This is a genomic window from Azospirillum largimobile (assembly GCF_977007025.2).
This window is the reverse complement of record NZ_CDRMUA020000004.1, coordinates 1-13,478: the sequence shown is the minus strand read 5'-3', so window position 1 is coordinate 13,478 and position 13,478 is coordinate 1. Positions and strand designations below refer to the sequence as shown.

Here is a 13,478-nt window from a genome sequence, read left to right as displayed (position 1 = left end):
AGCCTTTAATGGCATTTGGGCCGGACGATCAACCGTGACAAAGCGGTTCCTCACTGCCCCGGCTGCCGGATGGATCCTGCGAGACGGCAGGCCGGCGTGACCATGCGCCCCGATTCGCGCCCCGGCAGCATGCGGGGTGCCATCGGGCCTGCGGGTCTGCTAAATGTCCGACGCTGCCCCAAGCATGGGCGGCGCCGCAACAGCCTGGGGGCAGACATGGCCGCGACGATCCCACCCTATCTGTCGACCTTCTCGCTCGCCGGACAGGTGGCGCTCGTCACTGGGTCGGGCCGCGGCCTGGGGCTGGAGATCGCACGGGCGCTGGCCGGATCGGGTGCGCATGTGCTGCTGAACGGCCGCGACGCCGCGACGCTGGAGGCGCGGGTGGCCGAAATCGAAGCGGCCGGCGGGACCGCGTCCCCGCTGGCCTTCGACGTGTCGGACCGGGCGGCGGTGCGCGATGCCTTCGCACGGATCGACCGGGACCATGGGCGGCTCGACGTGCTGGTCCAGAATGTCGGGCAGCGCAACCGCAAGCCGCTGGCCGAGTTGACCGATGACGAGATCGTCGCTCTTCTCGACGTCGATCTGGCCTCCAGCCTCATCCTGGCACGGGAGGCGGCGCGGCTGATGCTGCCGCGGGGCCGAGGCCGCCTGATCGCCATCACTTCGGTCGCCGGGCAGATCTCGCGGGCCAACGACAGCGTCTATGCCTCGGCAAAGGCGGGGATGAACGGCATGGTGCGGGCATTGGCCGCCGAATATGGCCCGCATGGCCTGACCAGCAACGCCATCGCGCCGGGCTTTTTCGCAACCGAAACGAATGCGGCCATCGCCGCCGATCCCGAACACGGGGCCTATTTCGCCAACCGCACGCCTTTGCGCCGCTGGGGCCGGCCGGAGGAGATCGCCGGGGCGGCGGTGTTCCTGGCCTCGGCCGCGGCGTCCTATGTCAACGGCCATGTCTTGGTCGTGGACGGCGGCGCCACCATCTTGATGTGAGCCGCCGGCCAACTGCCACCGCCATGCTGACCATCCCGATCTCCTGCGGCGACCCCGCCGCCCTGTTCCGCCCCTGGGCCGCCGAGCCCTGGGCCATGCTGCTCGACAGCGCGGCGCCCCATCCGCAGAACGGGCGCTTTTCCTATATCGTTGCCGAACCGTTCCGGACCGTCGAGTCCATCGGCGGACGGACGCTGGTCGACGGCGCGCCGGTGCCCGGCAGTCCCTTCGACGCGCTGGAACGGGCGCTGGCAGCATATCCCCTGCCCTCCGCCGGCCCGATTCCCTTCATCGGAGGGGCGGTGGGCTTCATCGGTTACGAAGCCGGAACGGCTTTGGAGGGGCTGCGCTCCCGCCATGGCAATCCGGGCGGCCAGCCGGACATGGCCTTCGGCCTCTACGATGTCGTCGCCGCCTTCGACCGGGAAACGCGGAGCGCCTGGGTCGTCGCCGCCCGGCCGGAGGCGGAGGAGCGCGCCCGCCGCATGGCCGCGCGGCTGTCCGTTCCGCCACCGGAACAATCGGCGGGGCCGGCCCCGGTGCGCTGGCGGTCAGAACTGTCGCGCCCCGACTATCTCGACCGCGTCGGCCGGGTGCTGGAGTATATCCGTGCCGGCGACATCTATCAGGCGAACTTCACCCAGCGATTCCTGGCCGACGTGGACGGGACGCTCGACGCCTATGCGGTGTACGAGCGTCTGCGCCGCCTCAGCCCCGCTCCCTTCGCCGCCTTCCTGAACTGCGGTCCCGGTCTGCGGCTGGCCGGCGCCTCGCCGGAACGCTTCATCCGACTGCGCGCCGACCGGACGATCGAGACGCGGCCGATCAAGGGCACCCGCCCGCGCCATCCCGATCCGGCAGCCGATGCCGCCGCCGCCGCGGAGCTTTCGGCCAGCATCAAGGACCGGGCGGAAAACCTGATGATCACCGACCTGCTGCGCAACGATCTGGCGCGCGTGTCGGAGGTCGGCAGCGTCAAGGTCCCGGTGCTGTTCGGGCTGGAGAGTTTCGCCAGCGTCCACCATCTGGTGTCGGTCGTCACCTCCCGGCTGCTGCCGGGGCTGGGGCCGGTCGATCTGCTGCGCGCCGCCTGCCCCGGCGGATCGATCACCGGCGCGCCGAAGATCCGCGCCATGCAGATCATCGACGAGCTGGAGGTCGCCCGCCGAGGCGCCTATTGCGGCTCGGTCGCCTGGATCGGCTTCGACGGTGCCATGGACAGCAACATCGTCATCCGCACCCTGTCGGTGACGCAGGACCATGTGATCGCCCAGGCCGGCGGCGGCATCGTCGCCGATTCCGATCCGGCGGCGGAGCATGAGGAGATGCTGGTCAAGGCCCGCGCCCAGCTGCGCGCCGCCGGCGAGTTGGCAGAAGAGGGACTTGCATGACCATCTGGCTGAACGGGCGGCTGATGCCGGCTGCGGAAGCGCGGATCGACCCGGCCGACCGCGGCTTCACGCTCGGCGACGGGCTGTTCGAGACGATCCGCATCAAGGATGGCGCACCGCGCCACCTGTCCCGCCATCTGGATCGGCTGGCCGCCGGCACCGCCCTGCTGCGCCTGCCGCTGCCCTATGACGGCGCGGCGCTGTCGGAGGCGATGGCGGCGCTGATCGCCGCGACGGGCATCGCCGACGGCGTGCTGCGCCTTACCCTGTCGCGCGGCACCGGCGCCCGCGGAGTGCTGCCGCCGCCGGATGCCCGACCGACCGCGATGATGACGGTCGCCCCCGCCGCCCATATGACGGCGCCGGTCGCCGCCGTGATCGCCCGCAGCACCCGCCGCAACGAGCATTCGCCCTTGTCGCGGCTGAAGTCGCTGAACTATCTGGATTCCATCCTGGCCCGGCAGGAGGCGGCGGAGCGCGGCGCCGACGAGGCGCTGTTGCTGAACGGCGCCGGACGACTGGCCGAATCCAGCATCGCCAACCTGTTCCTGGCGGTCGGCGGCCGGCTGCTGACCCCGCCGGTCGCCGACGGCGCCCTTCCCGGCATTCGCCGCGCCCTGATCCTGGAGCGCCATGGCGCGGAGGAAGCGCCGCTCACCCCCGACGACCTCGCCCGCGCCGACGAGGCGATCCTGACCAACAGCCTCGGCCTGCGCCCGCTGCCGTCGGTGGACGGCAGCCCGGTCGGCAGCGGGTCCGCCGGGCCGGTCCTCGCCCGGCTGCTGGCCGATCCGGACCTCTAAGCAACCAAGGGACTGTCATGATCGAAACGGTGAGCTATCCCGAACTGACCGCCATCGGCTTCATGGTCGAGGCGACGCGGGAGGATCTGCCGGCGGCGGTATCGGCGGCGTGGGAGCGCCTGTTCGCCGCCGACAGCGGTGCGACCTCCTTCGCGGCGGTGTCGCTGCCGGAGGAGAACGGGCTGCAGCGAGAGCTGGTCGGTTTCCTGGCGGCCAGGGCCACGGAGATTCCGCCGGGCATGGTCCGTGTCGACCTCGACGCAGGCCGTTACCTGCGGCTCATCCATGACGGCCCGGTCTCCGCCATCCCGGAGGGCTTCTCCCGGCTGCGGGTCCATGCAGCGGCGAACGGCCTGAAAGTGAGCGGCATCGCGCTCGACTTCGGCCATCGTCCGGGCCTGCCCGACGGGCGCCACGAACTGCATCTGGCGCTCGCGGCACAGCTGCCGGCGCTGGGGTGAGGGAGAATCCCCTCTCCCCCCCCGGGGAGAGGGTTAGGGTGAGGGGGTCGCGCGGCAAGGATTCTTGAGATAGCCACGCGGTGCACCCCCCTCACCCCGACCCTCTCCCGGCGGGGAGAGGGGGAATCGCGCCCGCTCCCCGTTTACTTCAAAAACGGCAGGTTCAGCCCCTGCTCCTTGGCGCAGTCGATGGCGATGTCATAGCCGGCGTCGGCGTGGCGCATCACGCCGGTCGCCGGGTCGTTCCACAATACGCGCTCCAGCCGCTTGGCCGCGGCGTCGCTGCCGTCGCAGACGATGACCATGCCCGAATGCTGGGAGAAGCCCATGCCGACGCCGCCGCCATGGTGCAGGCTGACCCAGGTCGCCCCGCTGGCGGTGTTCAGCAGCGCGTTCAACAGCGGCCAGTCCGACACGGCGTCGGAGCCGTCCTTCATCGCCTCGGTCTCGCGGTTCGGGCTGGCGACGGAACCGCTGTCGAGATGGTCGCGGCCGATGACGATGGGAGCCTTCAACTCGCCCGACTTCACCATCTCGTTGAAGGCGAGGCCCAGGCGGTGGCGCTGCCCCAAGCCAACCCAGCAGATGCGCGCCGGCAGGCCCTGGAACCGGATGCGCTTGGCGGCCATGTCGAGCCAGTTGTGCAGGTGCGGGTCGTCGGGGATCAGCTCCTTCACCTTGGCGTCGGTCTTGCGGATGTCCTCCGGGTCGCCGGACAGCGCCGCCCAGCGGAAGGGACCGATGCCGCGGCAGAACAGCGGGCGAATATAGGCGGGGACGAAGCCGGGGAAGTCGAAGGCGTTCTCCAGCCCCTCCTCCTTCGCCATCTGGCGGATGTTGTTGCCGTAATCGACGGTCGGGATGCCCATGGCGTGGAAGGCCAGCATCGCCTCCACCTGCACCCGCATCGACTTGCGGGCGGCGGCGGCCACCGCGGCCGGCTGGCTTTCGCGGGCGGTCTCCCATTCCTCCAGCGTCCAGCCCTGCGGCAGATAGCCGTTCACCGGATCATGGGCGGAGGTCTGGTCGGTGACGATGTGCGGCCGGGCCTTGATGTCGGTGCCGGCGCGGCGCGCCAGTTCCGGAAAGACGTCGGCGGCGTTGCCGAGCAGGCCAACCGAGATCGCCTCGCCCTTCGCGCAGGCCTCGTTGATCCAGGCCAGCGCCTCGTCCAGATCGGCGGTGTGGCGGTCGAGATAGCCGGTGCGGATGCGCATCTCGATGCTGCTGGGGCGGCATTCGACCGCCAGCATGCAGGCGCCGGCCATGGTCGCGGCCAGCGGCTGCGCCCCGCCCATGCCGCCGAGGCCGCCGGTCAGGATCCACTTGCCCGTCAGGTCGCCGTTGTAGTGCTGGCGCCCGGCCTCGACGAAGGTCTCGTAGGTGCCCTGCACGATGCCCTGGCTGCCGATGTAGATCCACGATCCGGCGGTCATCTGGCCGTACATCGCCAGACCCTTGCGGTCCAGTTCGTTGAAATGCTCCCAGGTCGCCCAGCGCGGCACGAGGTTGGAGTTGGCGATCAGCACGCGCGGCGCATCGGCATGGGTGCGGAAGACGCCGACCGGCTTGCCGGACTGGACCAGCAGGGTCTCGTCGTCGTTCAGCGTCTTCAGCGCCGAGACGATGCGGTCGAAGCTTTCCCAGTCGCGGGCGGCACGGCCGATGCCGCCATAGACGACCAGCTCCTGCGGCCGTTCGGCGACGTCGGGGTCGAGGTTGTTCATCAGCATGCGCATCGGCGCCTCGGCGAGCCAGCTCTTGCAGCTCAGTTCGGGGCCGTGCGGGGCACGGATGACGCGCTGGTTGTCGAGGCGGGATGACATGGGTGGGTGGCTCCTGGTGGGAGGGTGAGTGTGTCTGAAAGCTCTTCTAGTGCGGACTCTTGCCCCCACCCCGCCCCTCCCCCGCTGGGCGGGGGAGGGAGATAGGCGCTTGTGCGGGAGGGTGGCGGCAGTCCCTCCCCCGCCCAGCTCTCGCACAAAGCTCCGCTTTGTGCTGACGCGGCAGGCGGACCGTAGGTCCGCTGAGAGCGGGGGAGGTTAGGTGGGGGTCTAACGTTGCTAAGGCGGCGGCAACTGAAACCGCGCGCCCAGCCGATACCTGCTGCCGGGATGCACCAGCATCGCCACCGTCACCACCCGCCCCTGCACCCAGGTGCGGCGTGTGACGCGCAAACAGGGCTCGGTGACGGGGATGTCCAGCAGGCGGGCGATCTCCGGCGTCGGCGACACCGCTTCGATGACGTGCTCCACCTGCGGCGAGGATTCCAGCCGGATCAGGTACTCGCCCGGCGTCTGGCGGGTGAAGTCCTGGTCCAGATAATCGGGCGCCACCGCCGGATTGACCCAGCGTTCCTCCAGTTGCACCGGCACGTCGCTTTCGCTGTGGACGACGACGGAGTGGAACAGCTTCGCGCCGACCGGCAGGTTGAAGCGGCGGGCCAGCCCGGCATCGGCAGCAACCGCGAGCAATTGCTCCACCCGGCAGCAATGGACGTTGCCACGCTCGGCGATCTCGTCGGCGATGCTGCGCAGTTCCACCACGTCGGTGCTGGGCGGCCGTTCGGCAACGAAGGTGCCCAGCCCCTGCACGCGGGTCAGCAACCCTTCGTCGGTCAGGTCGCGCAAGGCGCGATGCACCGTCATGCGGCTGACCGAGAATTCCTCAAGCAGCTTGTGCTCCGACGGAATCTGGAAGCCTTCGGGCCAGTCGCCGGAGCTGATGCGGCGGCGGATGGCCTCCTTGATCTGGGCATAGCGCGGCTGGGCAGTGGAGATGACGTCGCTCATGCGGCCTCCGCTTCGATGCGCGGCTTGCGGACCACGCCGCCATTGACCACCGCCATGCAGGGGTTGAGGCCGATGGCGTAGGCCAGTTCCGCCGGATGCTCGATGCGCCAGACCGCCAGATCGGCGCGCTTGGCCCGAGCGATCACGCCGCGGTCGGTCAGGCCCAGCGCCTTCGCCGCATGGCGGGTGACGCCGGCCAGCGCCTCCGCCGGGGTGAGGCGGAAGAAGGTGCAGCCCATCGACAGCATCAGCAGCAGCGAGGTGACCGGCGAGGTGCCGGGGTTGTTGTCGGTGGAAAGCGCCATCGGCACGCCATGGCGGCGCAGCAGGTCGATCGGCGGCAGCTTGGTCTCGCGCAACGCATAGAAGGCGCCGGGCAGCAGGACCGCCACCGTGCCGGCCTGCGCCATGGCGACGACGCCGTCCTCGTCCAGATGTTCGATATGGTCGGCCGATAGCCCGCCGAATTCCGCCACCAGCCGGGCGCCACCGAGATTGCTCAACTGTTCGGCATGCAGCTTCACCGGCAGGCCGAGCCGCTTCGCCGTCTCGAACACCCGCCGGGTCTGGTCGACCGAAAAGCCGATCCCCTCGCAGAAGGCGTCCACCGCATCGGCGAGGCCCGCTTCGGCGATGGCCGGCAGCGTCTCGGTGCAGATGCGGTCGATGTAGCCGTCGGGGTCGGTCTTGAACTCCGGCGGCAGGGCGTGGGCGCCGAGATAGGTGGTGCGGACCTCCACCGGACGGACCTGGGCCAGCCGGCGGGCGACGCAGAGCATCCGCGTTTCGGTCTCGGTGTCGAGGCCGTAGCCGGACTTCACCTCCACCGTCGTCACCCCTTCGGCCAGCAGGCTGTCCAGCCGCGGCAGGGTGGCGGCGAGAAGCTCGTCCTCGCTGGCGGCGCGGGTGGCGGTGACGGTGGACAGGATGCCGCCGCCGGCCCGCGCGATCTCCTCATAGGTGGCGCCGTTCAGCCTCATCTCGAACTCGCGGGCGCGGTTGCCGCCATGGACGAGGTGGGTGTGGCAGTCGATCAGGCCGGGGGTCATCCAGCCGCCCTGCCCCGAATGGACCTGGGTCGCCAACGCGTCGGGCACGTCGGTGAGATTGGCGCGCGGACCGACATAGGCGATGCGCCCATCCTTGATGCCCACCGCCGCATCGGCGATGGCGCCGTAGCCGTCGGCGTCGCTCATGGTGGCAACGGACAGGTCGATCCACAGGGAATCCCACGGCGCACTGGTCGGCATCGGTTCGGCTCCTTCCTACAAGTTCGTGCAGCAACCCCCTTGGCAGCAGGTTGCCTATACTTGTATAGTGTTGTCTATAATAGCGAGGGCGCCCCCATGAGCAACCTGTTTTTTGCCTCGGCCCTGCTGCCGGACGGATGGGCGGAGGATGTGCTGGTCACGACGGACCAGCGCGGGCGAATCGTCTCGGCGACGCCCAATGCCGCCTGCCCAGCCGATGCGGAGCGCTTTGCCGGGGCCGCCGTCGCCGGCATCGCCAACCTGCATTCCCACGCCCACCAGCGCGCCATCGCCGGCATGGGCGAATCCTCCGGCGACGGCTCCGACAGCTTCTGGAGCTGGCGCGAGGTGATGTACCGCGCGCTCGACCGCATGGAGCCGGAGGATTTCGAGGCGGTCGCCGCCCAGCTCTATGTGGAGACGCTGAAGGCCGGCTTCACCGCCGTCGCCGAATTCCATTACCTGCACCATGACCGCGACGGGCGCGCCTATGCCGACCCGGCGGAGATGAGCCACCGCGCCGTCGCCGCCGCACGGACCGCCGGGCTGCCAATCACGCTGCTGCCGGTGCTCTACAATGCGTCCGGCTTCGGCGGCACGCCGCCGGCCGCGGGACAGCGCCGCTTCATCCATGACGGGGCAGGGTTCGAACGGCTGACCGCGGCTTTGCGCAACGCCTATGGCGATGCTGACGACGTTCGCCTCGGCATCGCCCCCCATTCCCTGCGCGCCGTCCCCGACGAACTGCTGACCGAAACGGTCGCCGCCCACCCGAAAGGCCCGATCCACATCCACATCGCCGAGCAGCGCCGGGAGGTCGAGGACTGCCTCGCCTTCCGCAGCCGTCGCCCGGTGGAGCATCTGCTGGAGACCCAGCCGGTCGACAACCGCTGGTGCCTGATCCACGCCACCCACATGACCGACGCGGAGGTGACGGGCGTCGCCGCCAGCGGTGCCGTCGCCGGCCTCTGCCCGACCACCGAAGCCAATCTGGGCGACGGCTTCTTCGCCGCGGAGTCCTATATGGGCCAGGGCGGGCGCTGGGGCATCGGGTCGGACAGCCACATCTCCGTCAGCCCGGTGGAGGAACTGCGCTGGTTGGAATACGGCACGCGGCTGACCAGCGAACGCCGCACCGTGCTGGCCGGCGGTCCCCGCCGCTCCACCGCCCGGCGGCTGGTAGAGGACGCCCAGGCCGGCGGCGCGCAGGCCACTGGGTTCGAAGCCGGACGCATCGCCGCCGGTCTCCGCGCCGACCTCGTCGTCCTCGACACCGACCACCCGCTGCTGGCGGCACGCACGGGCGATGCGCTGCTCGACGGCTGGATCTTCGCCGGCAACGCCCCCCTTGTGCGCGACGTGGTGATCGCCGGACGCGCAATCGTCCGCGACCGCCGCCACCCGCGCGAGGACGAGATCGCCGACCGTTTCAAAAAGACACTTGGGAGACTTCTGGGATGAGCGAGACCATCACCCTGGTTCCGGGCGCGCTGTCGCTCGACACGCTGCGCAGCATCTACCGCGGCCGTCCGGCCCTGACGCTCGACCCGGCGGCCTATCCGCGGATGGAGCGTTCGCGCGCGCTGATCGACCGGATCGCCGGCGGCGACGAGGCGGTCTATGGCGTCAACACCGGTTTCGGCAAGCTGGCCCACACCCACATCGCAGCGTCGGACCTGGAAACGCTCCAGCGCAACCTGATCCTGTCGCACGCCACCGGCGTCGGCGCCCTGCTGGCCGATGGCGTCGTTCGGCTGATCCTGGTCATCAAGGCGGTCAGCCTCGCCGTCGGCGCCTCGGGCGTCCGTCCGGCACTGGTCGATGCGCTGCTGAAGCTCTACGAGGCCGATGTCCTGCCGATGGTGCCGGGCAAGGGCTCCGTCGGCGCGTCGGGCGATCTGGCGCCGCTGGCGCACCTGTGCGGCGTGCTGCTCGGCATCGGCCATGTCCGTGTGAAGGGCGAGACGCTGCCGGCGGAAGAGGGGCTGCGCATCGCCGGCCTGCCGGTCTTCGACCTGAAGGCCAAGGAAGGCTTGGCCCTCATCAACGGCACCCAGGTATCGACCGGACTGGCGCTCGCCGGCCTGTTCGAGATCGAGCGCACCTTCAAGGCGGCGCTGGTCGCCGGCTCCCTGTCGGTCGAGGCGGTCATGGGCAGCCATCGCCCCTTCGACGCCCGCATCAGCGCGCTGCGCGGCCAGCCCGGCCAGATCGCCGTCGCCGCCGCCTTCCGCGACGTGCTGGCCGGCAGCGAGCTGAACGCCAGCCACCAGGGACCCGACTGCCACCGGGTGCAGGACCCCTATAGCCTGCGCTGCCAGCCGCAGGTGATGGGCGCGGTGCTCGACCAGATGCGGCAGGCGGCGCGCACGCTGGTGATCGAGGCGAACGGCGTCACCGACAACCCGCTGGTCCTGGTCGACACCGACGAGGTGCTGTCCGGCGGCAACTTCCATGCGGAGCCGGTGGCGATGGCCGCCGACCAGCTCGCCATCGCCGCGTCGGAGATCGGCGCGCTGGCCGAGCGCCGCATCGCCATGCTGATCGACACCACCATCAGCGGCCTGCCGCCCTTCCTCGTCGCCGAGCCGGGGCTGAATTCCGGCTTCATGATCGCCCATGTCACCGCCGCCGCCCTGGCATCGGAGAACAAGTCGCTCGCCCACCCTGCCAGCGTCGACAGCCTGCCGACCTCCGCCAACCAGGAGGACCATGTCAGCATGGCGACCTTCGCGGCGCGGCGCCTCGGCGACATCGCCGGCAATGTCGCCGACATCGTCGGCATAGAGCTTTTGGCCGCGATTCAGGGGCTGGATTTCCATCGCCCGCTGAAGACCACAGACCGGCTGGAGCAGGCCATCGCCACCATCCGTGCCGAGGTGCCGCGCTATGAGGTGGACCGCTACTTCGCCCCGGATCTGGCCGCCATCGGCGCCCTGGTGCGCAACGGTGCCCTGGACCATCTGATGCCGGTATCCCTGGAGACCGCACAATGACCGACACCATCTTCGATCTCGTACAGGGCGACGGGCCGCTGGTCATCAGCATGCCCCATTGCGGCACCGACCTCTCCCCCGGTCTGGCCGACCGCCTGACGGACGAGGCGCTGACCCTGCGCGACACCGACTGGCACATCCCGCGCTTGTACGGCTTCGCGACCAGCCTGGGCGCGACGATGCTCAGCGCCCGCTATTCCCGCTATGTCGTCGATCTCAACCGGTCTTCGACCGGCGAGAGCCTCTATCCCGGACAGGCGACCACCGGCCTGTGTCCGGACACCCTGTTCGACGGCACGCCGCTCTACCGCGACGGACGGGCGCCCGAGGCGGCGGAGGTGGCGCAGCGGGTGGAGACTTATTGGCGCCCCTACCACGATGCGCTTGCTGCGGAACTGGCGCGGGTGAAGGCGCGCCACGGCTTCGCCCTGCTCTATGACGCCCATTCGATCCGCAGCCATGTGCCGCGCCTGTTCGACGGGCGCCTGCCCGACCTGAACCTGGGCACCGCACGCGGCACCAGCGCCGATCCGCAGCTGGCCGCTCGCGTGGTGGCGGCGATGGAGAGTGCCGCGGCGGCGGAAGGGATGACCTGCGTCACCAACGGGCGCTTCGTCGGCGGCCACATCACCCGCGCCTACGGCCAGCCGGCCGACGGGGTCCACGCCATCCAGATGGAACTGGCGCAGGACCGCTATATGGACGAGGAAGCGCCGCCCTTCGCCTACCGTCCCGACAGGGCAGAAAAGCTGCAGCGGGTGCTGAAGTCCCTGCTCGACGCCTTCACCGGATGGCGGCCGACGCAGGGCTGACCCGCCACGGGGGCTGAACGGGGGCGCGGAACCGCCCCCGTACGCCCGGCGTTCCCCTGCGGCGCCCATGCTGGGGCGTATGAGGCAGGGGACCGGCGTTGAGCGACATCATCGAACAGAACGACGAACAGCGGGGCATCGAGAATCCGGGCGGCGGCATCGGCTATGGCGGGCGTCCCGCGCCGGCCGTCCTGCAACCGGCCCTGACCGCTGTCGATACGCTGGATGCCCAGGTCCACGACATCGTCACCTGCGATCCCGGCCCGGTCAGCCGGGCCCTGGCAACCGCGGGCCATTACGCCATAAAACGCCATGTGCTGATTCCCGGCTTCGCCATTGCCGGCATCGTCGGGCTGCTGACCGGACAGGCCGACCTGCGCCGCGCCGGAAGCGTCGGTGTTGCCGGGCTGGTGGCGACCGCCAGCGCCAGCCGGTCGATCAAACGCTACGTCAAACGCCGCCGTCCCGACGAATGCGCCCCACGACAGCGGCCGAACAAGCGGATCAGCGCACGCTCGCTGCCCTCGGGCCATGCGGCAAGCGCCTTCGCCGCAGCGACCGCCCTTGCCGCCGTCAGCCGGTCGCCGGCCCAGAGTCTGGTGATCTATGGAACCGCGGCGGCTCTTGCCGGAGGGCGGGTGGTCAGGCACCGCCACTGGGCGTCGGATGTGCTGGCCGGCGCCCTGCTGGGCACCGCCATCACGCTGCTGGCGCGGCGACTCCTGCCGCGCTGATCCGCTATTTCTTCGGCAGCGGCAGGGAGGTCTGTTCGGTCTTGGACGGGTCGGCCAGCCGCTTGGCGCGCTTGTTGCGCACCTCCGACGCCTCGCCCGCCTTCAGCGGCACGAAGCCGTCCGGACGCATGGCGTTGCCGACGATCTGCTTCAGCAGGTCGATGTTGGTGGTCTGCACCCGGCGGCCGCGGCGGACCTGATCAAGGAACTTCTGCGACGGCGTCAGCACATAGTCGATGGCGTCGATGCGCTTGCCGACCTTGGTGTATTCCTTGTCGGCGACGTCCAGGATCCCCTCGTCCACCAGCGCGTCGACCGCGGACGTCACCACACGCAGCGTATCGCGGCGGCGCGACCACTCGTTCATGCCGCTGTTCTTGATGATCTCGTCGGCGCTGATCGACACCGGCTTCGCATCGTCGTCGGCGGTGTCGTACTCGATGGACAGGCGGTTGTAGAGCCAGCGCGACACCGGCGACTTCAGCTTCATCAGCCAGGCGTAGGAGACCGGCTTGAACTCCAGGTCGCGGATGGCGGCGGAGACCAGCGGGTTGAATTCCAGATAGGTCTCCTCGACCCCGCCATCCTCATCGACCAGATCGGGGCGGGAGCGGATGGCCAGCACCGGGAAGGCGGTGGATTCCAGCAGGTTCTGTCCGCGGCTCTTCTTTCCCGGTTCCGCGCTGCCGCCCGTGGAGATGATGATGCGCGACCGCGCCAGGATTGTCAGGGATTCGCGGATGTCCTGGATCGACAGGGTGTGGTTGACCGCCCGCAGTTCCCGCTGGATTTCGTACAGGCTGAAGCGCATCTGCACCTTGTCGCGGTTCTCGCCGGTCAGCGACAGGCGGGAGCGGTCCATGGCGAGGCGGCGCACCACCTGCTCCACCACCTGTTCGCGCTCCGACGGGAAGATCTCGACTTCCACCAGATCCGGGCCGCTGCCGGGGGCGCGGTCATCCTTCTTCGCGGTGCTCAGCCGGTCGATACGGGCGGGCTGGACGGTCAGGCGGTAGTTGCGGCCGCGAAACGCGAACTCGCGCCGCACCGACTTGATGAAACTGTCCTTGGTGACCAGTTCGCCCTTGTCCTTCGCCACCTTCTCCTTGTCGTTGTCGCGGGAGACGAACACGAACCGCGGCGCCAGATCGTAAAGTGCGATCAGGTGCGATTGCGAACGGTCTTCCAGCTCGAACAGGATGAGTTGCGCGGCGCTGGTCGGGGCCATCTTGGTCAT

General features: G+C 69.7%; 12 protein-coding genes. 8 read left to right on the top strand and 4 right to left on the bottom strand.

The features are described 5' to 3' along the window. Positions 1-216 precede the first annotated feature (216 nt). From ACWPKK_RS21620 to ACWPKK_RS21605, 4 genes are read left to right on the top strand one after another with little or no spacing between them, the layout of a single operon-like run. Positions 217-1,002, top strand: a complete 786-nt coding sequence (locus ACWPKK_RS21620) for an SDR family oxidoreductase (protein ID WP_452008297.1) — start codon at positions 217-219, stop codon at positions 1,000-1,002. 23 nt (positions 1,003-1,025) lie between these two features. Beyond that, positions 1,026-2,393, top strand: a complete 1,368-nt coding sequence (gene pabB, locus ACWPKK_RS21615) for an aminodeoxychorismate synthase component I (protein WP_452008295.1) — start codon at positions 1,026-1,028, stop codon at positions 2,391-2,393. Beyond that, a complete protein-coding gene (locus ACWPKK_RS21610; protein WP_452008293.1) occupies positions 2,390-3,196 on the top strand; it encodes an aminotransferase class IV in 807 nt (268 codons plus the stop codon). Before pabB ends, ACWPKK_RS21610 begins: the two co-directional genes overlap by 4 nt. A gap of 17 nt (positions 3,197-3,213) precedes the next feature. Beyond that, positions 3,214-3,657 carry a hypothetical protein gene (locus tag ACWPKK_RS21605; protein WP_452008290.1) on the top strand — a complete coding sequence of 148 codons (444 nt, stop codon included), beginning with the start codon at positions 3,214-3,216 and terminating at the stop codon, positions 3,655-3,657. A 143-nt stretch (positions 3,658-3,800) separates the two neighbouring features. Here ACWPKK_RS21605 and hutU read toward each other — a convergent pair whose 3' ends face one another. From hutU to hutI, 3 genes are all read right to left on the bottom strand, one after another. Beyond that, complete coding sequence (hutU, locus tag ACWPKK_RS21600) at positions 3,801-5,483, bottom strand: urocanate hydratase (protein ID WP_452008288.1); 1,683 nt, start codon at positions 5,481-5,483, stop codon at positions 3,801-3,803. A 237-nt stretch (positions 5,484-5,720) separates the two neighbouring features. Beyond that, a complete protein-coding gene (gene hutC / locus ACWPKK_RS21595; protein WP_452008285.1) occupies positions 5,721-6,449 on the bottom strand; it encodes a histidine utilization repressor in 729 nt (242 codons plus the stop codon). Beyond that, positions 6,446-7,699: an imidazolonepropionase gene (gene hutI, locus ACWPKK_RS21590; RefSeq protein WP_452008283.1), complete on the bottom strand. Its 1,254-nt coding sequence runs from the start codon at positions 7,697-7,699 to the stop codon at positions 6,446-6,448. Before hutI ends, hutC begins: the two co-directional genes overlap by 4 nt. A gap of 96 nt (positions 7,700-7,795) precedes the next feature. Here hutI and ACWPKK_RS21585 point away from each other — a divergent pair, with 96 nt between their 5' ends. The 4 genes from ACWPKK_RS21585 (at position 7,796) to ACWPKK_RS21570 (ending at position 12,241) form a co-directional block, all read left to right on the top strand. Further along, positions 7,796-9,160: a formimidoylglutamate deiminase gene (locus tag ACWPKK_RS21585; protein ID WP_452008280.1), complete on the top strand. Its 1,365-nt coding sequence runs from the start codon at positions 7,796-7,798 to the stop codon at positions 9,158-9,160. Next, on the top strand, positions 9,157-10,695 hold the full coding sequence (gene hutH, locus ACWPKK_RS21580; protein WP_452008278.1) for a histidine ammonia-lyase: 1,539 nt from the start codon (positions 9,157-9,159) through the stop codon (positions 10,693-10,695). The genes ACWPKK_RS21585 and hutH overlap by 4 nt, the downstream gene beginning before the upstream one ends. Next, a complete protein-coding gene (gene hutG, locus ACWPKK_RS21575; protein ID WP_452008275.1) occupies positions 10,692-11,507 on the top strand; it encodes an N-formylglutamate deformylase in 816 nt (271 codons plus the stop codon). The genes hutH and hutG overlap by 4 nt, the downstream gene beginning before the upstream one ends. 98 nt (positions 11,508-11,605) lie before the next feature. Then, positions 11,606-12,241, top strand: a complete 636-nt coding sequence (locus ACWPKK_RS21570) for a phosphatase PAP2 family protein (protein ID WP_452008273.1) — start codon at positions 11,606-11,608, stop codon at positions 12,239-12,241. A 4-nt stretch (positions 12,242-12,245) separates the two neighbouring features. Here ACWPKK_RS21570 and ACWPKK_RS21565 read toward each other — a convergent pair. Beyond that, a partial coding sequence (locus ACWPKK_RS21565) for a plasmid replication protein (protein ID WP_452008270.1) occupies positions 12,246-13,478 on the bottom strand: 1,233 nt, incomplete at its 5' end.

Bases quoted from the DNA above. Each gene is read 5' to 3' on its own strand.
- hutH (WP_452008278.1), top strand. From the start codon at position 9,157: ATGAGCGAGACCATCACCCTGGTTCCGGGCGCGCTGTCGCTCGACACG.
- ACWPKK_RS21605 (WP_452008290.1), top strand. From the start codon at position 3,214: ATGATCGAAACGGTGAGCTATCCCGAACTGACCGCCATCGGCTTCATG.
- ACWPKK_RS21610 (WP_452008293.1), top strand. From the start codon at position 2,390: ATGACCATCTGGCTGAACGGGCGGCTGATGCCGGCTGCGGAAGCGCGG.
- hutG (WP_452008275.1), top strand. From the start codon at position 10,692: ATGACCGACACCATCTTCGATCTCGTACAGGGCGACGGGCCGCTGGTC.
- ACWPKK_RS21620 (WP_452008297.1), top strand. From the start codon at position 217: ATGGCCGCGACGATCCCACCCTATCTGTCGACCTTCTCGCTCGCCGGA.
- hutI (WP_452008283.1), bottom strand. From the start codon at position 7,699: ATGCCGACCAGTGCGCCGTGGGATTCCCTGTGGATCGACCTGTCCGTT.
- hutU (WP_452008288.1), bottom strand. From the start codon at position 5,483: ATGTCATCCCGCCTCGACAACCAGCGCGTCATCCGTGCCCCGCACGGC.
- pabB (WP_452008295.1), top strand. From the start codon at position 1,026: ATGCTGACCATCCCGATCTCCTGCGGCGACCCCGCCGCCCTGTTCCGC.
- hutC (WP_452008285.1), bottom strand. From the start codon at position 6,449: ATGAGCGACGTCATCTCCACTGCCCAGCCGCGCTATGCCCAGATCAAG.
- ACWPKK_RS21585 (WP_452008280.1), top strand. From the start codon at position 7,796: ATGAGCAACCTGTTTTTTGCCTCGGCCCTGCTGCCGGACGGATGGGCG.